The sequence below is a fragment of the Vibrio sp. QJM3NY_21 genome, from assembly GCF_057785975.1.
Map to the genome: position 1 here is coordinate 2,122,029 of NZ_CM173513.1, position 21,445 is coordinate 2,143,473.

The window sequence follows — 21,445 nt, forward strand, 5'->3', positions numbered from 1 at the left end:
TACCTTGCTTAATAACATGTTGGCTCAAAAACATGGCCCACAAACATAACTTAATCGTTTAGCTAACAAACTTAAGTTAACTTAACCGCATAGCTCCAAAACACAGTCCAAATATACTGCCTTCCCCTGCCCTACGATTCGCCTATTTTTTGGCGAATTGTTAGGCGGGGGTTTTTATTTAAACAATAGATTTAGCAATCGTTTGCTTTTTATCTGGAAGGAAATAGTAGATTGAGTATAATGCCCGTCTAATCATGTGCACACCGCACTTCTCTGTATGACGTTTGATAAAAGATAGGAATGTCTAAATGAGCCTTGCTGATCAAGTTCTTGCCGTAAATGATGACCTACCAATCCGTACTGACAAACCTGTCCACAGTGGCAAAGTTCGCTCAGTCTATTGGTTAACTGAAGAAGATAGTCAACGACTAATTAAAGAGAAAGGCTACGATGTAGCACCAGATGCGCCTTTAGCAATCATGGTGATCAGTGACCGTATCTCTGCATTTGATTGTATCTGGCGTGGTGAAGGTAATCTTAAAGGTGTTCCAGGAAAAGGAGCAGCTTTGAATGCTATCTCTAACCACTGGTTCAAATTGTTTAAAGACAACGGACTTGCTGACAGTCATATTCTTGATATCCCTCACCCGTTTGTATGGATTGTACAAAAAGCTCGCCCAGTCATGATCGAAGCGATTTGTCGTCAATACATCACCGGCTCAATGTGGCGTGCATACGCAAACGGCGAGCGTGAATTCTGCGGTATCGAGATGCCTGAAGGCCTTGAGAAAGACAAGAAGCTCCCTGAGCTACTGATCACGCCTTCAACAAAAGGGATTTTGAAAGGTATCCCTGGTGTTCCAGAAGCTGACGATGTGAACATCTCGCGTAACAACATCGAAGATAACTTCGCAGCGTTCAACTTTACTCAAGCAAGCGATATCGCACACTACGAGAAGCTGCTAAAAGAAGGCTTCAACGTTATCAGCCAAGCACTCGCGAAAGTCGACCAAACCTTTGTGGATACAAAGTTTGAATTTGGTTACGTCAACGATGCTCAAGGTAAAGAAAAGCTGATCTACATGGACGAAGTGGGTACTCCAGATTCATCTCGCATTTGGGATACTCAGGAATACAACAAAGGCAACATCGTTGAAAACTCGAAAGAGGGGTTCCGTCAGTTCTTGCTTAACTACTTTCCTGATGCAGACATCCTTTTGAACAAAGAACGCATGCCAGAACGTGAAGCATTAGCTCGTGACAATGAGTTGCCTCTTGATTCACTGATGTCTCTGTCTCGTACTTATCTTGATATCGCAGCGAAAATCACAGGTGCAGAGATCGTACTGAGCGAAAATCCTAAGCAAGAAATTATCGATGTACTGCGTGCTGACTATGGTCTAGTTGACTGATTGCATTCTAGAAAGCGAGTAAGCTCGTAAACACAAGTTCCAGATACTAAAAGGGCCTCATCATTATTGAGGCCCTTTTTACATGTGCGGTTTTAATATTCTTTAAGCTAGTTTCTAAGCTGCATGCTCTAAGCTCTAAGCTCTAAGCTCTAAGCAATACTGAGAGATTACAGCTTGATAGTAAACTCTTCTCCAGTATTCTCGGCGATCACCAAATGACTGCGCGTCTCGATGTACTCTATCTGCTCTTCTTCAAGAGAATATGGCATAACAACTTTGAGCTCATTGATCCCTTCCAGCCTAGCTAGCTTAAGTAAGGTAACAATGTTTGACTCATCACTTTTACGCGTCGACATTGATTTTAATGCCATCTGCCATAAACGATCTTCAGGGCTTGCTAGCTCTTTAATGCTATCTCGCCAGACGGTACTGAATACTGGCGCAATTGTGGTTAGTGCTTCCAGAAAAGTCCATTTTTTACTGCATGAGGCGCCAAGAAAGGTTGTGTAATCGAACTCTACACGCGTCTCTATCTGTTTATCCATGATGTCCCCCGACACTTTGACAACACAATATACTCAATATCTATCAACTCTTTCTTTATAGCAATAGGATATAGAAGAATAGTCTTTTATGACCTTTTGATTGGTTAAAAAGGCATATAAAAATCAATTTTGTAACAAAATAAGCACTGAATAATCATATATGCACCTATTTGATTAATATTTTAGAGATAAAACTTATCTATCTATTTTATATCAATTATCCGGCTCGCTTTTTTGTATTGAATACGCCAGCCAGACCATATTGGCAGCTCCCAGCGTTTTGGTGATAACTTTCGGCTACCCGATTGATAGTGCACGTAAATCAGCTTTCGCGCGGGCAAGTATTCTACATCGAGTTGTAAGTCGGCAAGGCTCAGTGCAAACGGGTATTTTTCAGAGAACTCTGAATAGAGCCATTCTGGGATACCATCAAATGAAATGTCTGAATGTTCAAACATTTCTAGCTCACTGACATCGGTAACCCCTAACACCTCAAGCTGTTGTATAAACCATAGTTCAAAGCTAAGTTGCTCGATCTCAGGAGTATATTTTGTTTGTTCATCGAGCCCAAGTTTTACATACAACTGCCAGTGTCTGATTTCTTGAGTACGAACCTTTGCAAAACCGGGCAGTTGGACGCCTTTTAACACAAGATCGACAATAGGCTTTAATGATAGTTGCCCTTCAGCCGCGACGAGCTTAGTCGTAATTGTACGGCCTGCATACACCAAAGCCATCTCGGTAAAGACACCATCATCATTTACTCTTGTTTCACCTTGCTCCCACTCTCCGAGTTCCGCTTCAATGATAAGCTCAAGAGGAATAGGTGCCGTGACCGTCGCTAAGGTCAGTGTTTGCTTAACACCTCTTCCCGGCAAACTATGGGTATCAAGTACCAACATCGCTTGTGCATTGTCCGGGAAACGATTCTGACGGCCGAGTACTACCTCTAACACTCCATTGGCAAAGGCTTCTTTCCTCTTCAGTCGGCGCACAAACACCAGCTCAGGATGCAAATTCACAATAGTCTTAAGCAGTTCAATACGCAGGAAACGTGACGCGACTTCTAATTGAGGAAGTTCAAACACCTCACGCATTTGCTTTGCCAGCCCTTGTGCTTCATTCAGTGCCTGTTGGTCGATTTCTAAATGCGGATAATCGCGACCACGAACAATCTGAATCAACAGGCTTAAATCACACCCTTCCTTTTCTTGCTGAGCCAGCGCTTCAAGATGTTCTGCATTGTTTGGTAATTGGTATAAGCGAGCAGGAACGGACAACGCCGCTGTGAGATCGACCATCGCTTCTTTTAATGCTTTGGTTTTGATTCGAGTCACAATATCGGCATACAAAGCATCAATCGGCAGCGGATACAGCTTTTTGCCATGCTCGGTAATTTTATGGTCGCTATTAATCGCCTCCATCGTCAGCAAGGTTTGAGTCGCGCTGTTTAATGACTTCTCAGGAATAGGATCAAGGAAGGACAAGCTCTCAAACGGAGCACCACAACATGCCGCGGCCAACATAGGTTCAGTCAACTCTTCACGCTGCAATTCAGGTGGCGTGACTAACTCTAACGCCGCATGCTCGCCATACAGACGAACGCAGACACCATCCATCACCCTACCCGCGCGGCCAGCTCGTTGTTTGGCACTCGCTCGTGATATGGACTTAAGCATCAGTGTGGTTCTTCCGTTTCGTTGAACGGTGCGTCTTTCTAACCCTGAATCTATCACCACGCCAATATCAGGTATGGTGAGGGAGGTTTCAGCAACGTTGGTCGCAAGTATGACCTTTCTCAGACCATTACCTTCAGTATTGATATTACGACCCGATAACGCTAAATCTCGCTCTTTTTCACTGACCGACGCATGCAATTTCACTACTTGGATGTCTGGATTCTTTGCCAAGGCTTGTTCACATTGCACGATCTCTTTTTTACCCGGTAGGAAAACCAAGATATCGCCATGTGAAGCGAGCAGTTGATGATTCACTTCTTCAGCAATGCGTTGCTCTAGATGTCGAATGTCGGGCAATGCTCTTGATTCATTCGCTCTGTGCTCAATCTCAACTTGATAAGTTCGCCCCTCACAGCTAATTCGATTCGCATCCAAGTAATGAGCAAGACGCTCCCCTTCAATGGTTGCTGAAGTGATCACCAAGCGATGGCTCTCTTTTTGTTTGAGAATCGCCACCAGCAGATCAATGTCCCAACGCCTCTCGTGAAACTCATCCACCACAATCACATCAAAACTGGCTAATCCGTCTTCTGATAACCAACGCAGCGCGATACCGGGCGTCACAAAAACAACGTTAGTTTGCTCGTTGTACTCCGACTCAAGCTTAATCGCATAACCAACCTTGCTACCAAGCTTCTCACCCGATTGCTGTGCGAGGTATTTAGCTAATGACGTACACGCGATACGTCTTGGTTCCACCACCAGCACTCGTCCATGCTGAGAAGCCCAAAGTGGCAAACGCGTTGATTTACCCGATCCGGTTTCAGCTTCGACTACAAGGTGAGAATTGGCGATTTGCTCGTGGAATACGTTTTGATAAGAATCGATAGGAAGTAATGACATAAAAAGGAGGAGTCGCGAAAAAGTGTGAGCGAAGTATAACGAATTATGGCGCTAGAATTCGATAAGTGTGGGACATGGGTAAGAATATCATTTTGTTTGCAAAGATCGGAGGGAAACTATTTACAATTGAATAACTAAACCGTTATCATTTTTCGGTTACCCTTTCTCCCATATTAGGCATCCAATGAACAACGATAAACGCCCTCTATATATCCCTTATGCTGGTCCTGCTCTACTAAGTACCCCTCTTCTAAACAAAGGCAGCGCATTCTCTGCTGAAGAGCGCAGTTCTTTCAACCTTGAAGGCTTGTTACCGGAAACGACCGAAACAATCCAAGAGCAAGTAGGACGTGCATACAAGCAATATTGTAACTTCGAAAGTGATATGGATAAGCATATCTACCTTCGTAACATCCAAGACACTAATGAAACGCTTTTTTATCGTTTAGTTCAAAACCACATTTCTGAAATGATGCCTATCATTTACACGCCAACGGTTGGCGCAGCATGTGAGAACTTCTCAAATATTTACCGTCGTGGCCGTGGTCTGTTTATCTCATACCCGAACCGCGATCGTATCGATGACCTACTGAACAATGCGACAAACCACAACGTTAAAGTTATCGTGGTTACGGATGGTGAGCGTATTCTTGGTTTGGGAGACCAAGGTATCGGTGGCATGGGTATTCCAATTGGTAAGCTAGCACTGTACACAGCTTGTGGCGGTATCAGCCCAGCTTACATGCTACCTATCGTGCTCGATGTGGGTACAAACAACCCTCAACGTCTTGCAGACCCAATGTACATGGGCTGGCGTCACCCTCGTATCACAGGTGCTGACTACGATGCATTCGTTGAAGAGTTCATCCAAGCGGTTCAACGCCGTTGGCCTGATGCATTAGTTCAGTTCGAAGATTTCGCACAAAAGAACGCAATGCCACTGCTTGAGCGTTACAAAGATCGCCTCTGTTGTTTCAACGATGACATCCAAGGCACAGCAGCCGTAACGGTTGGTTCTCTACTTGCAGCATGTAAAGCAGCAAACAGCAAACTTTCAGATCAACGCATCACCTTCTTAGGTGCGGGTTCTGCAGGTTGTGGTATTGCTGAAGCTATCATTGCTCAAATGGTGTCTGAAGGTATCAGCGATGCACAAGCACGCTCTCAAGTTTACATGGTTGACCGTTGGGGTCTGCTACAGGAAGGCATGCAAAACCTGCTTGATTTCCAACAGCGTCTCGTTCAAACCAACGAAAACACCAAAGACTGGGAAAGCGACGGCACTGGTTTCTCTCTACTAGACGTTGTTCGTCATGCGAAACCAACAGTATTAGTTGGTGTATCTGGTGCTCCAGGTCTGTTCAGCAAAGAAGTCATCAAAGAGATGAACCTACACTGTGAACGCCCTATCGTGTTCCCACTGTCTAACCCAACAAGCCGTGTTGAAGCAACTCCAAACGACATTATTCGTTGGACTGATGGCCAAGCACTGGTTGCGACAGGTAGCCCGTTTGAGCCAGTAACTCATAACGGCACCACTTACCCAATCGCTCAGTGTAACAACAGCTACATCTTCCCAGGTATTGGCCTTGGTGTATTGGCTGTGAATGCTTCACGTATCACTGATGAAATGCTGATGGAATCAAGCCGTGCGCTTGCTACGTGCTCTCCACTTGCTATCAATGGTTCAGGTGCGCTACTTCCACCATTGGAAGAGATTCACACCGTATCTAAGAAGATTGCTCTTGCCGTTGGTAAAAAAGCGATTGAGCAGGGTGTTGCACTAGAGATCACTGAAGAAGCTCTTCAACAAGCGATTGACCAGCATTTCTGGCAGCCGGTTTACCGTCGCTACAAGCGTACTGCATTCTAATAAAGCGTGCTGCGCTCTCAATAAAGCGTACTGCGCTTGGAATAATGCGTACTGCGCTTTGAATAAAGAGCGTTAACGACTCTTATATGAGCCTCTGCAATTGCAGGGGCTTTTTTCTTTACACTGTCTTGTCTTTTTAACTGATTTTTCTCATTTTTATTTGGTATTATCGAGCACTCAAAAAAATAATGCTCAGTCAAAGGACCATACCGAGAGTGAAATTTGATTCTCACATTTCCCGTAGCTACTTATCAAAAGCTTACAAAAAACTGCAAGGTTTTCTGTTTGGCGCTTTCCTCGTGTTCTTAGTTGGCAGCGCTGCGATTATTACGATCGATTATTGGGTTTCATGGCAAGCGGAAGATCGCATCATCTACGATATTGATGACGTGCCCGAGCTTGAGGTCGCGGTTGTTCTTGGCACAAGCAAATATCTGGGTAGAACACTCAACGACTATTATAAACACCGAATCGAAGCCGCGATTGAGCTGTTCGATCGTGAAAAAGTGGATCAATTTCTACTGAGTGGCGATAACGCTCATCGCTCTTACAATGAACCGTGGACGATGAAACGCGACTTGTTGAAAGCGGGTGTCCCCGATGAACGCATCAATCTAGATTACGCGGGTTTTAGAACCTTGGACTCGATTGTTCGCGCCAAAAAGATATTCGATACTGATAATTTTCTGATCATCACTCAGAAATTCCACTGTGAAAGAGCGCTATTCATCGCCAATTCTTACGATATTCATGCGCAGTGTTTGGCCGTTTCAGGACCAACCCACCATTCGGGAACCTCAATACGTTTACGTGAAGTGTTTGCGCGCACCAAAGCATTCCTTGATCTGTATATTATGGGGACAACGCCAAAGTTCCTTGGGCCTAAAGAGCCAATTCAACCCAGTCCAAAACCGGAATTATTTCCGATTCCAAACCCTATTACTGACCCCACTGTAAACCCTATAGCAGATCCCTCAGCAAGCCCTATTTTAGAACCAACAGAGACCGATGTGTAGAAAACTACACATTTTGAATTTGTTGCCTCACACTTCCCCATTGTTAAGCAAAAACACACCAACACTCCTTTATTAACTTGAGTAACATTCTTCCAACAAAGTCTGACCCTACATCAAGCTATATACCTCGAAAATAATAAGCACGACTCAATGAAGTCGTGCACCAATAAAACGAGGATAACAAAAGGAGCGTCTTATGACGGCACTTGTTACTACACTGAAACACTGGTTGTTTACCCGCAACAGCATGATCTTAATTGGTAATTTCACGTTATTTGCACTTTTGCTCAATACCCTGCCATTCGAAGCGCAAGTGAATACAGGTTTGAGTATTCTCGTGTTCGTTGCCATTCTATGGTTAACAGAAGCGATTCACGTCAGCATCACCGCTTTGCTCGTTCCCCTATTGGCTGTCTTGTTTGGTGTATTCAACACGCCCGCTGCGCTGGCTAACTTTTCGAACCCAATCATCTTCTTGTTCATGGGTGGCTTCGCATTGGCAGCTGCGCTGAACAAGCAAGAGCTAGATAAAGCGATTGCTGACAAAGTACTATTGATTGCAAAAGGCAGAATGTCAGTGGCCGTGTTCATGTTATTCGGCGTGAGCGCCGGGTTATCAATGTGGATCTCAAACACCGCAACCACAGCAATGATGCTTCCTCTTGTTCTAGGCATCATGAACAAAGTTGACCAAAGTGAAGACCGTAACACCTACGTGTTTGTGCTACTAGGCATCGCTTACTGTGCATCGATTGGTGGCATCGCAACCTTAGTGGGTAGCCCACCAAACGCAATTGCTGCGGCAGAAGTCGGCTTGAGCTTCACAGAGTGGATGGCACTTGGCCTACCTATCTCAATGATCTTATTGCCAATCACGATGATTGTTTTATACGTGATGACTAAGCCCAAGCTCGACCATAAATTCGAGCTAGACCACGCTCCTGTAGAGTGGACGAACAGCAAAAAAATCACACTGTCTATCTTCCTTTTAACCGTAACTCTTTGGATATTCGGAAAACCAATCAACGCAATGATTGGCGGTTTCTCTAAATTTGATAGCTTGGTGGCGATTGGTGCCATTGTACTGCTTGGCGCTTCAAGAGCGGTTGAATGGAAAGATGTCGAGAAGACAACGGATTGGGGTGTGCTTATCCTGTTCGGTGGCGGTATCTGTTTAAGTAATATTCTGAAAGCGACTGGAACCAGCGTATTCCTAGCACATTCACTAAGCGGATTTTTAGAAACAGCAGGCGTGCTTCTTACGATTCTAGCCGTGGTAGCGTTCGTGGTATTCCTAACGGAATTTGCGAGTAACACAGCGAGTGCAGCATTGCTTGTCCCTGTATTTGCAACCATTGCTGAAGCGCTGGGTATGTCGCCAGTTATCTTGTCTGCACTAATTGCGATTGCCGCATCTTGTGCCTTCATGCTACCAGTCGCGACACCACCTAATGCGATTGTATTTGGCTCTGGTCATATCAAACAAAAAGAAATGATGCGAGTCGGTATGGTGTTGAACCTAGTTTGTATCCTAGTGCTAACACTGTTCGCGTGGATCTTCTGGTAAGCAGCAAACACTTATAGAGAAAGCTTTATAGGCAAGTGCTTAGAAACACATATTTATAGGTAAATGCTTATAGATAAATGTTTACAGGAATGCCCCCCCAAAAATCTGGTTGCAGCCTCCCCCGGCTCAACCAGTACAAAAATGCCCGCTCAGCTCACAAGATCAGTTTAACGAGCAAGATCCGTTTAACTAACCAGATCAGTTTAACTAACAAAATCAGCTAAACGGGCATCTAAAAACAAGAAACGCTTTTCCCTTTTGGTGGCCCCGCGCCACCTTTTTTGTATCAACTTGCCACCAAGCACACATTACCGTTCTAAGATCTGGCTCTCACGCCACACTTGGCACCAAACGCGTCCAACCTAACAGCAACATAGAAGCACACATAACCCAAACGACAGTGGCTAAAGAGAGCGTCGATACCAAATTGTAGCGATAACTGAACACATAAACCGCGCCAAGATAAGCCGCGTATGGCACAAGCGAGAACAAGCCAAAGAGTGCCGTGGTACGTAACTCCACCATGGTTTGTTCCGTGCCAACAATGTAGTGAGCAATCAAAGCAAAGGTTGGAAACAACGGCACTAAGCCCGCGATGTAAAAGCTCTTACTTTTCGACAGCAGCGCAATCAACAAAACAGCCGCCGCACCGAGCAGGCATTTAAAGAACAGTGAGATCATTTTTTATACGTTATCCAAGCAAATCAACAAAGGCTCTAGAGGGTAAACTCATATAGCGCCCATAAAAATGCCACACGTCACATATGCACGTGTGGCTTATAAACTAACCAAAACAATTCTCAGATTAGTGACTCAAGATCACCTGATTTCGACCTGAATGCTTCGCTTGATATAGAGCTTCATCAGCGCGAGCAATGGTCTCTGTCACCCGCTCTTGTTTCATCTCGGCAACACCAATACTGCAAGTGAGTGGATCGCCATGAACCCAAAGGTGCTGGCTGACTAAAAGTCGGATTTTCTCGGCCTTTCTTTGTGCTTCGCCAAGATCAGTCTCCGGGCAAAAAACAATGAACTCTTCACCACCCCATCTCACCAATTTGTCGGAAGCGCTGATCGAACTGCCGACCACCATGCTGAATTCTCGTAAAATATGATCACCCATTTGGTGTCCGTATTTATCGTTGACGCTCTTAAAGTAGTCAATGTCGAGATACAACATACTCAGCTTTCCATGCCCCTGCTTTACCTGCTGAGACTGCATTTTTAGCCAATCACGAATCGCGTGTCGGTTGAGAATCCCAGTCAGTTCATCACGATGAGCCTTTTCTGAAAACTCAAAGTTTTGCTCTCTCAGTGCTCGATTGACGTTCTTTAAGTGATGATGTCTTTTCTCTGCAAGCACCATACGTTTTCTTGAACGGTTTAACTCAGACAATAAGAATACGGTGCCCGTACCAACCCAAACAAACAGTAGAATCAAGAACAAGCTTTCGCCTGAAATATAAGATCCCTCGAACTCAATACTACGGATGACTATTCTGTGGTGACCCAGTTTCGCACCAGACGCGGTAGCAAACTCGACCATATTCACATTCGAATACTCAGGCGCTGAATGCTCTAGCGCAATCTTGTTATCCGCTAACCACCATGTCATTACTTGCAGGTTTTTGATCGGAATCTCAATCACACCACCATCCACGCCAGGAGAAAACTCCATCCCGTTGTACTTATGCGTGTACTCGTCATCAGGAACCGAATAAGCAGGATTATAATTACGCAGGTAAGTTCGTAAACGACCGCTAGAATCGGCCTCCGCATGGTAATCAATATTGACTCTAAAGGTGTGGTACTGCGAAAGGTCAAGGCCAGTGGTAATGTCTGGGTTGATACGAATCGATAGGCCGCAATAAGGCCACGGATACTCAGATTCTTTAAGCTCACAGTCGAGAATATACTGGCCATTTTGATAAGATAATTGGGACGTACTGACACCCCTATCCACTTGATCGCTGGTCGCGATAAACTCATATTTATCCGGCGTAATTGCCGTTATCACACGATTTCCGCTCACACGGTAATACTGGACAATCGCCAGTGTCGTGATAACTAAAAAGATGACTATTTTATGGATCCACTTCACGTCTAAGCTTCCGGCTTAAGGTCCCTATAGTTGGGATTTTACGATAAAAAATAAGTAAGTTAAATTAGTGATCTTAATGCCAATAATTTACTAAAAAACGTTATATCACGCCTGAACAAAATGTCATACCATAATTTTGAGCGAGCGTTTACTCATCAATTATCCATCGCAATAATCAAGTAATATTGCGTATTAAAACGGACTCTATTTGTTATACTCATCGCATAATCATCGTTAACCGTAGCGCCTGCTTACAGAGCGTCCGAGTCGACGAAATAATAATCAAAATACAACGAGTAATGTCATGTCTTTATTAGCAAAAGGAACACTCAAGAAAATGAGTGCTTCGCTCGATGGTGCGGTTACCTACCGTTTACCTGTCGGTGAAGAGTTTGTAGAGCTAAACCCTCTGATTGGTAAAACCATCAACCTCACTCACACCGGTAATATTTTTTGCTGCTCGTGTGGCAAGAAAACCAAGAAAAGCTACTCTCAAGGCCACTGCTTTGTGTGCATGAGAAAGCTCGCAAGCTGCGACATGTGCATCATGAAGCCAGAAACTTGCCACTACGATGAAGGTACTTGTCGTGAGCCTGAATGGGGCGAAGCGAACTGCATGGTTGATCACTTCGTTTACCTATCGAACACATCAAGCCTAAAAGTGGGTATCACTCGTCACACTCAAATTCCTACTCGCTGGATTGACCAAGGAGCCACTCAAGGCCTACCGATCTTGAAGGTAAAAACACGTCAGATTTCTGGCCTGATTGAAGTTGAGTTAGCCAAACACATTGCCGACAAAACCAACTGGCGCACGCTGTTAAAAGGCGACGGTGACGATATGGAGTTGGTAGAAAAAGCCAAAGAGCTGTTGCCATTGGTTGAGGATAAAATCCAAGAGATCAGAGCGAAGTTTGGCGACGATGCCATCGAGATTCTTAGTGAGAACATCACTTCACTGAGCTACCCAGTTGAGCAGCACCCGGTGAAGATTGTTTCTCATAACTTTGACAAGAACCCTGAAGTATCTGGCGTGCTGCAAGGCATTAAAGGCCAATACCTTATCTTGGATACTGGTGTGATTAACATCCGTAAATTTGGCTCTTACGAAGTAGAAGTTTCTGCTTAATAAGCCAATCGCTGTTTTGATAAACCAAAGCTAAACGGCTTTGATGAGCTAAACGGTTTTGATGAACTAAAACTAAAATGCCCTCAGCAATTGCTTGAGGGCATTTTTGTATCATGACCAGACATTATAACGGGGTGACACCTTAGTTAGCTTTATTTTTTATGCTTCTAGATTTATGGCTTAAGCTTCTAGATTAATAGCTTATGCTTCTAAATTTATGGCTTTAGCTTCTAGATTTATTGAGTGAGCTAAATTGATCGAGTTTACTCAATAGATTGAAGTCGTCTAATGCGGTAATGCTTGGCTTATATCGCTGGAAAACACTTCTCCGCACACGCAGTTCTTTCCATTCGCTTTGGCTCGATACAAAGATTGGTCTGTGAGGTTGACGAGTGCATCGATGGACACTTTTCCTTCGCAAGATCGACTATCACTCACTCCGATACTCACACTCACATTGAAACGAATCTGTTCGCCCACTTTGAACTCAACCTGATTAAATTGCTGTCGGATCTGATCAGAAACTTCTCGCGAAACGTTAGGTGACGCATTGGGAATAAAGAGAATAAACTCTTCTCCACCCCAGCGGCCTGCCACACCGCCCACTCTCTCAACATTACGTTTAGTAATGTTAGCCAATGCGCAAATAACCTCATCGCCCACCATATGGCCGTATACATCATTGATCGATTTGAAGTCATCGATATCAAGCAGCATACTGACGACATGAGTATCAGAGGCAATATGTTCCCTTAACCACTCATAAATCGCTCTGCGATTGAGTAAGTCAGTCATTTCATCGTAATTCGCTTGATGAACCAATTGCTTTTCCAACATCACTTTTTGAGTGACATCTTCGAGCACAACCTGAACAGCCGGCTGACCTCGCCAAGTAATCGCATTATCGTAAATATTGAAGAATCGATGAATGCCATCGAACCCAATGTTTTCAACCACAGTGCTGGTTCCCGACAACTCACCCGACACGATCGCTTGATAGTGCTTACTAATGCCATCCGTATTCTGTTTTGGCACCAATGTAAGGATAGAGTCCAGCTTTAAAACTTGCTCTATGGAAGAACCACCCTGCATTTTAACCCACGATTGATTGACCATCAGCGGTTTGAACTCTCGGTGAACCAAGATGCCCTGCCCTGATTGCATGATCATATCGTGATACATCTTATCTTGTTCACGCACCGCATTTTGTAGCAGGATCGCAGGGGAAAGATCGATCACCGTGACTTGCAGTGCTGGCCGACCTTGCCACTCTGTCACATGGTCAATAGAGAACACTGTGAACTCTCGACCATTGCGATCAACATTAACATAGGTGTGGACCTGCGGATCGCGTTGACCACTGATCGTTTCAAGGTAATTTTGATAGGCTAAAACATGGTATTCTTCTGAGATTAGATCTAGGAAGCTATCTATATTAGTAAGTAGTTCTTCGGGTGATTGGTATCCATAGATGCGAGCATAATTAGCGTCAACACTAACTACATTCATATCTTGAATAGTTATTACACCGTACGTGGATTCGAAATTTATTGAAGACATTGCCAACTCCGCACTCTCGCTACACTCCACAAACTGGAGCATAACAACACATCCTGCCAACGCTTCCACACAATCTTTCACGCGTTAGGGGCATTAATATGGTATCTAGTATATCGTACTGCTACAGGCTTCTCTACAATTCTATCGCTAACACGAGTCACTAAAAGTAGACAAGTATCTCAATCCTATTACTCGCGTCAAAAAACAAAAAAAGATAACGTATATCTATGTAAGCATTAGCTTTTCTGTTTTCCTCTTTCAAATAGGTAGCTAGAGCTAATCACGACTCTTTTCAAATCCGTTCGTTATTCACTTCTATCTTGTTGGCTGTTCGCTTGAAACCTTGTCGGTTATTCATTCCAATCCGAAAAGTAAGCGACTAAGTAGTCGATCGCCAATCTTGCTCTCTGGGGTAAAAAGCGGCGGTTTTGATATACGACCCAACTGCTGGTTCCCGCTCCCCAATACTCTTCTAGCACCGGGACCAGTTTTCCATTACTAAGGCCACCATTGAAACTGCTCTTAGGTAGGTAGACAACACCAAGCCCCTCTTCACATGCTTTAAGTACTGCACTCGAATTATTACTGCGCCAGCGCCCATGCACTCGCACTGCATTTAACGGTTTGCCCTCTTTCTCAAATAGCCACTGATCACTGTTGGCGATAATACAGCTATGCATTTTTAACTGCTCTGGATGAGTGGGCGTACCAAATTGCTCTATGTAGTCTTTACTGGCTGCTGCCGCCATCGGGCGATCGACGAGCTTTCTTGCCACCAATCCTGAATCGTCCAATCGGCCATAACGAATCGCGAAGTCGATGCCATCTTCGATGAAATTAACCATCTTGGTATTGAAATTCATTTCTATGGTGAGCTCAGGATGCTCTTTGGCAAATTCCATCAGCGCCGCCGCGACATGATTTTCTGCAAATGCGCCTGCCGCACTCACACGCAAAGTACCGCTAAGCTGAGTCTGCTGAGAAGTCACTTGCTCGTTCGCTTGCTGAAGCCCAATGACCAAATCTCTACACTGCTGATAATAGGTGTGACCCGATTCGGTCAGGCTCACCATTCGTGTAGAGCGTGCAAGCAGTGCCACACCCACTCTCTCTTCTAACCTTGAAACTTGACGGCTTACATGACTGGTACTGCAACCCAACTGTTTTGCTGCTGCAGAAAAGCCGTGACACTCGGCGACCGCAACAAACTCATTAATACCTTCAAAGCTATCCATACTTCACCTGTTTACATATAACGAATTCACATCCGACTAATTCTCACCCTACTATTGCCATATAGCAATAATGTTTTGCCTATTCGGCATATTATCACTCAAATGGTTTACTACTAGTATTACAGGTAACGAAACAGCGGTATCTAAATTGAAAACTTTGGTTTTCTAAATAAAAACCACGATGCCTATAGCAAACAACGACGCTGAAACCAAACAAACGTGCTCAAAGGGACGAATCATGAAAAAAATACTAATACCTGTAACTAACCACGCAACACTAGGCGATACAGATCAAGCGAACGGTACTTACGCGCCTGAACTGACTCATGCTCTCAAAGAGATCATTGCTGCGGGTTTTGAATACGACATCGCTTCTATCAAGGGTGGCAAAGGCCCATTGTATGGAACCGATATTGAAGGGGATTCAGTAAACGCCGAGATCTTGGCTGATGATGACTTCCAGAACCGCATTAACAACACAATTCCTGTAAGCCAAGTTAATGTAGAAAGCTACGATGCTATCTTCTACCCAGGTGGATTCGGCCTACTTTCTGACTTAGCAACCGATGAGCAATTTGCAACGATTGCCGCTAAGCATTATGAAGATGGCGGTGTGATCGCATCAGTATGTCACGGTCCAGCAGCACTGCTTCCGATTGTCCTAAGCAACGGCGAGAAGCTATTAAGCTCTAAATCGGTGACTGGCTTTACACGCGAAGAAGAGATCGACTTTGGCACCATCAATGACATTCCGTTCTTATTGGAAGAATCTCTTGCTCGTAGCGCAGCGCGTTTCAATAAGGTTCAACCTTGGCATGAGCTTGTGATTGTTGATGAGCGAGTGATTACCGGTCAGAACCCAACCAGTGCGCACGCAGTAGGTGCAGCTCTGGTTAAGCACCTGTCTTAGTTAAATCAAGGGCTTATTCGAATAACTGGCGTTGATCAAATAAGCTCAATCAAACAAAAAGAGCATGCTTCCTACTCAATATTCTTGAGAGAAGCATGCTCTTTTCTAATTCTATAGCTATTAAGTGCTAGTGGCTTCGCAAGATCCCTTCAAGCACATTAAACAACAAGTCAATCTCTTCAATCGAGTTGTAATGCATACAACCAATACGCACCACGCCCTGCTCTTCAATACCCAACTGCTTCACCAGCCCTAATGCGTAGAAGTGACCATTCCACACACAGATATTATGCTCACCCAGCTTTTTAGCGATGAACTCTGGAGAATGGTTATCAAAGGTAACCGCAAACGTTGGGGTTCTTAGATTCGAATCAAACTCGGTTTTCCCATAAAGCTTTGCCCCTTCAAGATCGGACAAGCGCTTAAGGAAGTATTCACTGAGCTGGCTTTCGTGCTTATTATAAAGCGCATAGCTTTGCTCTAAACGAGAACGCAATGAATCGGCTGGATCACCCAACTGCGCCAAGTAATCTACCGCCGCAATCACGCCGGCAAGGCCTTCGAAGCTTTGCGTGCCTGTCTCAAAACGACCTGGGCCGATATTGGTTGCAGGTTCAACCTTGTAAGGCTTTAAAGTATGCAGCCATTGAGGCGCAACATAAGCAATGCCCACATGCGGGCCGAAGAACTTATACGCTGAACACGCTAAGAAATCACAATTCAGTTGCTGAACATCAATCAAATGATGTGGTGCGTAATGAACGGCATCGACATAAACCTGCGCGCCATATTGATGTGCAAGTTCGATCACTTTCGCCATGTCGACAATCGAGCCAGTGGTATTCGAAGCAAACGTCACCGCGACAAGCTTGGTTTTCTCGTTAAGCAGCGATTCAAAATGCGCCATATCCAAACTACAATCCGACTCGTCTACACGAACTTGGCGAACAATCGCGCCTTTGTCGTCTGCCGCTTGCTGCCAGCTCGATACATTTGAGTAATGGTCTAACGCCGTGACGATAACTTCATCGCCCTCTTTCCAATCGCGGCTGATCGCTCGGCTAAGTTGGAAGGTCAGCGATGTCATGTTCGCGCCGAACACAACGTTGCCAGAAGACTCCGCATTAAGCAGTGCTTGCGCCGCTTCTCTTGCTTGCTGCATTAAGCTCGTGGTCTTTTGGCTAGAAAAATAGTGGCCACCTAGGTTTGAATTGAAATGCCCTAGGTATTCGGTCATTGAAGCTAAAACATTCTCAGGCACCTGAGATCCGCCTGGCCCATCAAAAAAGGTCACAGGTTTGCCGTTATGATATTGGCCTAAAGCACTAAATTGTTGGCGTACATCATTAAGAGTGAAGGACATTGCGCGCATCCTTAGCCGTTAGAACAAACACATCCATATAGCCCATCTCATCGTGGTCTATGGTGCGAATCGGTTGTGCATTGTGCCAAAGCTTACTGTCTGCCAGCATCGCAACCTCGCCATCACCTAGCACCTTTCTAAAGAATGGCGCTTCATGTGAGTCTTGGTACAACATAATTTCGCCACCCACAATGTTGTGTCGGTTCACACAGATTAAAGCGATGTGGTCAAAACCATCTTGGTGAACCCCTTCAGGAGCAACCTGAGTCTCTTCAAAAATAGCGGCAATACGAATTTGATGGATTTCGATTTCCTGCCCGTCTTCAAGCCCATTGGTTTCAATAAACAGCTCACACATTTCTTGCATGCCTTCACTGCCTAAAATATTCGCTTCAATCGGCTCGAACTGACGAACAACGTCACCTTGAAAGTGATTAATGTTTTCAGACTGAACAAAGTTATGTTTGTCTTGCTCAACGACTTGTCCATTACTGAATTGAACCACCGAGTATCTTCTCAATCGAAACTGGCCATCCGCATGCTCTGTGCTTGGTAGCTTAGAGAATGATGGTGACAACTCCTCAACCGCGTGGTTACTGAGGTGGGTAATATGTAGGGTATTTTCGTGAGCATGTAACATCATCGACTCCTTAATGATTGTTAATTTACTTTCGATATTTAACGTTTTGTTTACATAAAGGATACTTGAAGATCTTGTCAAATCAACATTAAACAATCATTTATCCCGTCAGATTTAATAATTCAGACACTAAATCCAACTTAAAAATCAAAAGCAGTGTATAACACCAGAATAAAAGATGACCAACTCTTAAAACTAGCACACTCCACTAGCTAGTTATAAATCCCTACAAATTTAAATTTAACGATATTATTAACTGGCTAGCCATGTTTCGTATTGTGTCAGCCCTTTCGCTTCAATACGCCAGCCTCCTTGCATGAGCTCAGGCATCACGCTCGCCATCATTCATTTCTATGCTTTTGCACCGCGAAATACGACTTACCTATCAATTGCCAAGCTATTGATTATTTACACAACAAACTGAAATTGGTTAATTTATGAGTACGCCAGAAACCAAACGCCTTTGCTTGCGCGTCTGGAACAGGTCGAGTTCGGGGGGAACTCGGCCGCCCTCAAATAACAATTACTTTCTTTTAAGGTTACGCCTTTCTCAATGCCAACTCAGTTTGTGGTGTGTTCTCCTAATATCAGCTAAGGCTCGTATTTGAGTTAATCTGGAGAGCTTGATAATAAAGTGCTTTAAAAACGTAGATTCCAGCACTGATGTGCTAATTCCTATCCGTTACTTTTCTAATACACTATCTAGCTACTTCGAGCTTTTTCGTAGCATTTTGAAACGAATTATCAATCAAATAACCATGAGGTTAATGGTAGAATTCTGCCCCTTTTTTGTTTTGGAGATGTTCGTGAAAAAGTTACTTTTGTTATGTATGGTGTCTTTGTCTTTAATGGGGTGTGTGTCATCACAAGTAGCCATTGTGGATAACACTGCTATAGGTAACAATAACATTCATGTTGTGATTGAAAGTGACGCGGTTGAGGATCAAATTGGTGTTGGTCCGGTTATCTTGAAGTATTTAGAAGATAAACAAATCTCATCAGAACTTGGTCATGGCGGCAAACATTTTGCGCAATCAGGCACTGGCAGCGGTTTCTTGGTGGCTGAAAACAAATGGCTCACCAATTACCATGTAATAAAGGATTTAGATGATATTACTATCAGTTATGCAGGGAAGAACATTCCGGCTACCGTTATTGCTACTGATGAACATAATGATCTAGCCCTCCTAGAGGCAGACAGCGGTGATTTGAAATCAATAAAATTCGCTCCAGCTGAAGTTGGAAATAGTATTTACGTATCGGGTTACCCGCTCTCTTCTATGCTGGGCGATTATGCAAGACTGACAACGGGTAATATAAGCAGTTTGTATGGGTTTGATGGTAACACTAGCAACATACAAATTACGGCCCCAATCTCTCCAGGGAACTCAGGAGGACCTGTAACAAATACCGACTTTGAAGCTGTAGGTGTAGTCGTAAGCACGGCAAATACAGTCGCGATGGCCAATAGAATCGGTTCGCTACCTCAAGGCTTAAACTTCGCTGTATCTCCGAACGTTGCCGCAGGGTTTTTGTTGCAAAATGGTGTTGAGACACCACAAGAAACAATAGATAGCGTTCAGGCGCTTCTCAGTAGTACAGCATTAATTTGGAATGGCAATTCAACAAAGCAGAAGCGAACTTATATCGCCAAGTTTACTTATAGATATTATTGGGACCTAGGTAACCATCTGTCGTATATGAGATTGCACCTTATTGATAGCAATACCGGCGAAACAGTTTTAAAGTCATCCCTCGAAGCTGATTCAATGGGTATCCAAGGTCCAGTTTATGACATGATGGACAAGATCACCACGGAATTAGCGGTAGGTCACAATCAAACCAACATGTGATTTTGATAGACAAGAGTCAATATCAAAGAGTCGTTCTACTTAGTTAGTTCGGCTTTTTTGGCTGCAAGTTATCACTCGAAATTAAAGTTCTGATAGGTTTGGTTTATGGGTGGCCTTTATCTACGCCTTGTGTATTTAAAGCACTTTTGCTTAACTGCCCTAAATCAGTAGAGCTAGACGCTCCTGTAAGCGACTTTCCAACCCCAAAAGTTGCCCGAATTCTCGAATTTAAGTATTTTTTGTACTATTAATTATAAACTTCAAAGCCTACATACTCTCTGAGCACTAGAACATGCCTACTCGTCCACTAGTTTTTGAAGCACCCTAACAAGCGATAGTGCTGCTGACCTCCCCACTACACCTTAAACCTTGGGATGTTCTCACTGATTCATCCAGCCACGAAAACGTTTGTCCCCATTAAGTTCTAACGTATAACGAATAATTACACTTCAGCCCTTGTTTAACCTTTTATTGCCTCCATATTTTCCATACAATCCTAAGCGATTATAAATAAAAACAATTTCAATTTCGGAGTCCTCATGAGCGACGTAAAGCACTGTAATTTATTGATTCTTGGTTCTGGCCCTGCTGGCTATACAGCTGCAGTTTACGCTGCTCGTGCAAACCTAAACCCAGTACTTGTTACCGGTATGCAGCAAGGTGGTCAGCTTACAACCACAACAGAAGTTGAAAACTGGCCGGGTGATGCTGAAGGTTTAACGGGTCCAGCTCTAATGGATCGCATGAAAGAGCACGCAGAGCGCTTTGAAACAGAGATCCTGTTCGACCACATTAACGAAGTAGACCTATCTAACCGCCCTTTCCGTCTTAAAGGCGATTCAGGCGAGTACACGTGTGATGCGTTGATCATCTCAACGGGTGCATCAGCTAAGTACCTAGGTTTAGATTCTGAAGAAGCATTCAAAGGCCGTGGCGTTTCTGCTTGTGCTACATGTGATGGTTTCTTCTACCGCAACCAGAAAGTGGCGGTTGTTGGTGGTGGTAACACCGCTGTTGAAGAAGCACTTTACCTGTCTAACATCGCATCTGAAGTTCACCTAGTTCACCGCCGTGACACGTTCCGCGCTGAAAAGATTCTAGTTAAACGTTTAATGGACAAAGTAGAGAACGGCAACATTGTTCTTCACACTGACCGCACGCTAGATGAAGTTCTGGGCGACGACATGGGCGTAACTGGCGTTCGTATTAAAGATACTCAGTCTGATAAAACAGAAGACATCGAAGTAATGGGCGCCTTCATTGCTATCGGTCACCAACCAAACACTGAAATCTTCAAAGGCCAAGTCGACATGAAAGATGACTACATCATCGTTCAGTCAGGTCTTGAAGGTAATGCAACACAAACTAGCATCCCAGGTGTGTTCGCTGCAGGTGATGTAATGGACCACAACTATCGCCAAGCAATCACTTCTGCTGGTACAGGTTGTATGGCTGCACTGGATGCTGAACGCTTCCTAGATGGCCTTAACGATAAGTAAATCTGAGATTGCAGATTTGATTATCGGTGCTCTCGCCTCAGTAGATGCAGGGCGTCATCACATTTTGTTGTAAATCCCTAGAGCCCAGTGGTATATCCACTGGGCTTTCTTTTGTATACTAGCCGCCCTCAACAAATAATAATTATCATTAAGCCTTCAT

At 44.2% G+C, this 21,445-nt stretch carries 16 protein-coding genes; 8 read left to right on the top strand and 8 right to left on the bottom strand.

Annotated elements, in window-relative coordinates:
* The first annotated feature begins 308 nt into the window (after positions 1–308).
* Positions 309–1,412 carry a phosphoribosylaminoimidazolesuccinocarboxamide synthase gene (locus tag AC3CID_RS09390; RefSeq protein WP_004733417.1) on the top strand — a complete coding sequence of 368 codons (1,104 nt, stop codon included), beginning with the start codon at positions 309–311 and terminating at the stop codon, positions 1,410–1,412.
* A 167-nt stretch (positions 1,413–1,579) separates the two neighbouring features.
* On the opposite strand, the gene AC3CID_RS09395 is transcribed toward AC3CID_RS09390, so the two are convergent.
* Both AC3CID_RS09395 and AC3CID_RS09400 read right to left on the bottom strand, forming a co-directional pair.
* Complete coding sequence (locus AC3CID_RS09395) at positions 1,580–1,957, bottom strand: hypothetical protein (RefSeq protein WP_054547386.1); 378 nt, start codon at positions 1,955–1,957, stop codon at positions 1,580–1,582.
* A gap of 203 nt (positions 1,958–2,160) precedes the next feature.
* Entirely contained in the window at positions 2,161–4,539 is a 2,379-nt protein-coding gene (locus tag AC3CID_RS09400; protein ID WP_488526458.1) for a helicase-related protein, read from the bottom strand.
* Positions 4,540–4,723: 184 nt separating this feature from the next.
* Between AC3CID_RS09400 and AC3CID_RS09405 the strand changes: the two genes are divergently transcribed.
* The 3 genes from AC3CID_RS09405 (at position 4,724) to AC3CID_RS09415 (ending at position 8,995) form a co-directional block, all read left to right on the top strand.
* Positions 4,724–6,412, top strand: coding sequence for an NAD-dependent malic enzyme (locus AC3CID_RS09405; protein WP_004733414.1), 1,689 nt, complete (start codon positions 4,724–4,726; stop codon positions 6,410–6,412).
* A 215-nt stretch (positions 6,413–6,627) separates the two neighbouring features.
* The gene (locus AC3CID_RS09410; protein WP_488526459.1) at positions 6,628–7,428 is read left to right on the top strand and encodes a SanA/YdcF family protein; all 801 of its coding nucleotides are present in this window, start codon (positions 6,628–6,630) and stop codon (positions 7,426–7,428) included.
* A 196-nt stretch (positions 7,429–7,624) separates the two neighbouring features.
* The gene (locus tag AC3CID_RS09415; protein WP_054547383.1) at positions 7,625–8,995 is read left to right on the top strand and encodes an SLC13 family permease; all 1,371 of its coding nucleotides are present in this window, start codon (positions 7,625–7,627) and stop codon (positions 8,993–8,995) included.
* Positions 8,996–9,325: 330 nt separating this feature from the next.
* On the opposite strand, the gene AC3CID_RS09420 is transcribed toward AC3CID_RS09415, so the two are convergent.
* Positions 9,326–9,676 (bottom strand): GlpM family protein, encoded by a 351-nt coding sequence (locus tag AC3CID_RS09420; protein WP_004733411.1) that lies wholly within the window; start codon positions 9,674–9,676, stop codon positions 9,326–9,328.
* 124 nt (positions 9,677–9,800) lie between these two features.
* Positions 9,801–11,096 (bottom strand): GGDEF domain-containing protein, encoded by a 1,296-nt coding sequence (locus AC3CID_RS09425; RefSeq protein WP_488526460.1) that lies wholly within the window; start codon positions 11,094–11,096, stop codon positions 9,801–9,803.
* 304 nt (positions 11,097–11,400) lie between these two features.
* On the opposite strand from AC3CID_RS09425, the gene AC3CID_RS09430 reads away from it, so the two are divergent.
* Positions 11,401–12,225, top strand: coding sequence for a DUF2797 domain-containing protein (locus AC3CID_RS09430; protein ID WP_017070245.1), 825 nt, complete (start codon positions 11,401–11,403; stop codon positions 12,223–12,225).
* Between the two features lie 285 nt (positions 12,226–12,510).
* On the opposite strand, the gene AC3CID_RS09435 is transcribed toward AC3CID_RS09430, so the two are convergent.
* Positions 12,511–13,734, bottom strand: a complete 1,224-nt coding sequence (locus AC3CID_RS09435) for a sensor domain-containing diguanylate cyclase (protein WP_488527289.1) — start codon at positions 13,732–13,734, stop codon at positions 12,511–12,513.
* A 401-nt stretch (positions 13,735–14,135) separates the two neighbouring features.
* Positions 14,136–15,020: a LysR family transcriptional regulator gene (locus AC3CID_RS09440; protein WP_488526461.1), complete on the bottom strand. Its 885-nt coding sequence runs from the start codon at positions 15,018–15,020 to the stop codon at positions 14,136–14,138.
* 238 nt (positions 15,021–15,258) lie between these two features.
* Here AC3CID_RS09440 and AC3CID_RS09445 point away from each other — a divergent pair, with 238 nt between their 5' ends.
* Positions 15,259–15,930 (top strand): type 1 glutamine amidotransferase domain-containing protein, encoded by a 672-nt coding sequence (locus AC3CID_RS09445; RefSeq protein ID WP_102483134.1) that lies wholly within the window; start codon positions 15,259–15,261, stop codon positions 15,928–15,930.
* Between the two features lie 127 nt (positions 15,931–16,057).
* Here AC3CID_RS09445 and AC3CID_RS09450 read toward each other — a convergent pair whose 3' ends face one another.
* Both AC3CID_RS09450 and AC3CID_RS09455 read right to left on the bottom strand, forming a co-directional pair.
* Positions 16,058–17,293 (bottom strand): cysteine desulfurase-like protein, encoded by a 1,236-nt coding sequence (locus tag AC3CID_RS09450; RefSeq protein ID WP_488526462.1) that lies wholly within the window; start codon positions 17,291–17,293, stop codon positions 16,058–16,060.
* Entirely contained in the window at positions 17,277–17,933 is a 657-nt protein-coding gene (locus tag AC3CID_RS09455; protein ID WP_488526463.1) for a 2OG-Fe dioxygenase family protein, read from the bottom strand. Before AC3CID_RS09455 ends, AC3CID_RS09450 begins: the two co-directional genes overlap by 17 nt.
* A gap of 806 nt (positions 17,934–18,739) precedes the next feature.
* Here AC3CID_RS09455 and AC3CID_RS09460 point away from each other — a divergent pair.
* Entirely contained in the window at positions 18,740–19,786 is a 1,047-nt protein-coding gene (locus AC3CID_RS09460; RefSeq protein WP_162929976.1) for a S1C family serine protease, read from the top strand.
* A gap of 539 nt (positions 19,787–20,325) precedes the next feature.
* Positions 20,326–21,285, top strand: coding sequence for a thioredoxin-disulfide reductase (gene trxB, locus AC3CID_RS09465; protein ID WP_004733400.1), 960 nt, complete (start codon positions 20,326–20,328; stop codon positions 21,283–21,285).
* Positions 21,286–21,445 lie beyond the last annotated feature (160 nt).

Excerpts from the sequence above, each read along its gene's own strand:
- AC3CID_RS09440 (WP_488526461.1), bottom strand. The coding sequence starts at position 15,020 with ATGGATAGCTTTGAAGGTATTAATGAGTTTGTTGCGGTCGCCGAGTGT.
- AC3CID_RS09455 (WP_488526463.1), bottom strand. The coding sequence starts at position 17,933 with ATGTTACATGCTCACGAAAATACCCTACATATTACCCACCTCAGTAAC.
- AC3CID_RS09390 (WP_004733417.1), top strand. The coding sequence starts at position 309 with ATGAGCCTTGCTGATCAAGTTCTTGCCGTAAATGATGACCTACCAATC.
- AC3CID_RS09415 (WP_054547383.1), top strand. The coding sequence starts at position 7,625 with ATGACGGCACTTGTTACTACACTGAAACACTGGTTGTTTACCCGCAAC.
- AC3CID_RS09405 (WP_004733414.1), top strand. The coding sequence starts at position 4,724 with ATGAACAACGATAAACGCCCTCTATATATCCCTTATGCTGGTCCTGCT.
- AC3CID_RS09430 (WP_017070245.1), top strand. The coding sequence starts at position 11,401 with ATGTCTTTATTAGCAAAAGGAACACTCAAGAAAATGAGTGCTTCGCTC.
- AC3CID_RS09435 (WP_488527289.1), bottom strand. The coding sequence starts at position 13,734 with ATGAATGTAGTTAGTGTTGACGCTAATTATGCTCGCATCTATGGATAC.
- AC3CID_RS09445 (WP_102483134.1), top strand. The coding sequence starts at position 15,259 with ATGAAAAAAATACTAATACCTGTAACTAACCACGCAACACTAGGCGAT.
- trxB (WP_004733400.1), top strand. The coding sequence starts at position 20,326 with ATGAGCGACGTAAAGCACTGTAATTTATTGATTCTTGGTTCTGGCCCT.
- AC3CID_RS09395 (WP_054547386.1), bottom strand. The coding sequence starts at position 1,957 with ATGGATAAACAGATAGAGACGCGTGTAGAGTTCGATTACACAACCTTT.
- AC3CID_RS09400 (WP_488526458.1), bottom strand. The coding sequence starts at position 4,539 with ATGTCATTACTTCCTATCGATTCTTATCAAAACGTATTCCACGAGCAA.
- AC3CID_RS09450 (WP_488526462.1), bottom strand. The coding sequence starts at position 17,293 with ATGTCCTTCACTCTTAATGATGTACGCCAACAATTTAGTGCTTTAGGC.
- AC3CID_RS09420 (WP_004733411.1), bottom strand. The coding sequence starts at position 9,676 with ATGATCTCACTGTTCTTTAAATGCCTGCTCGGTGCGGCGGCTGTTTTG.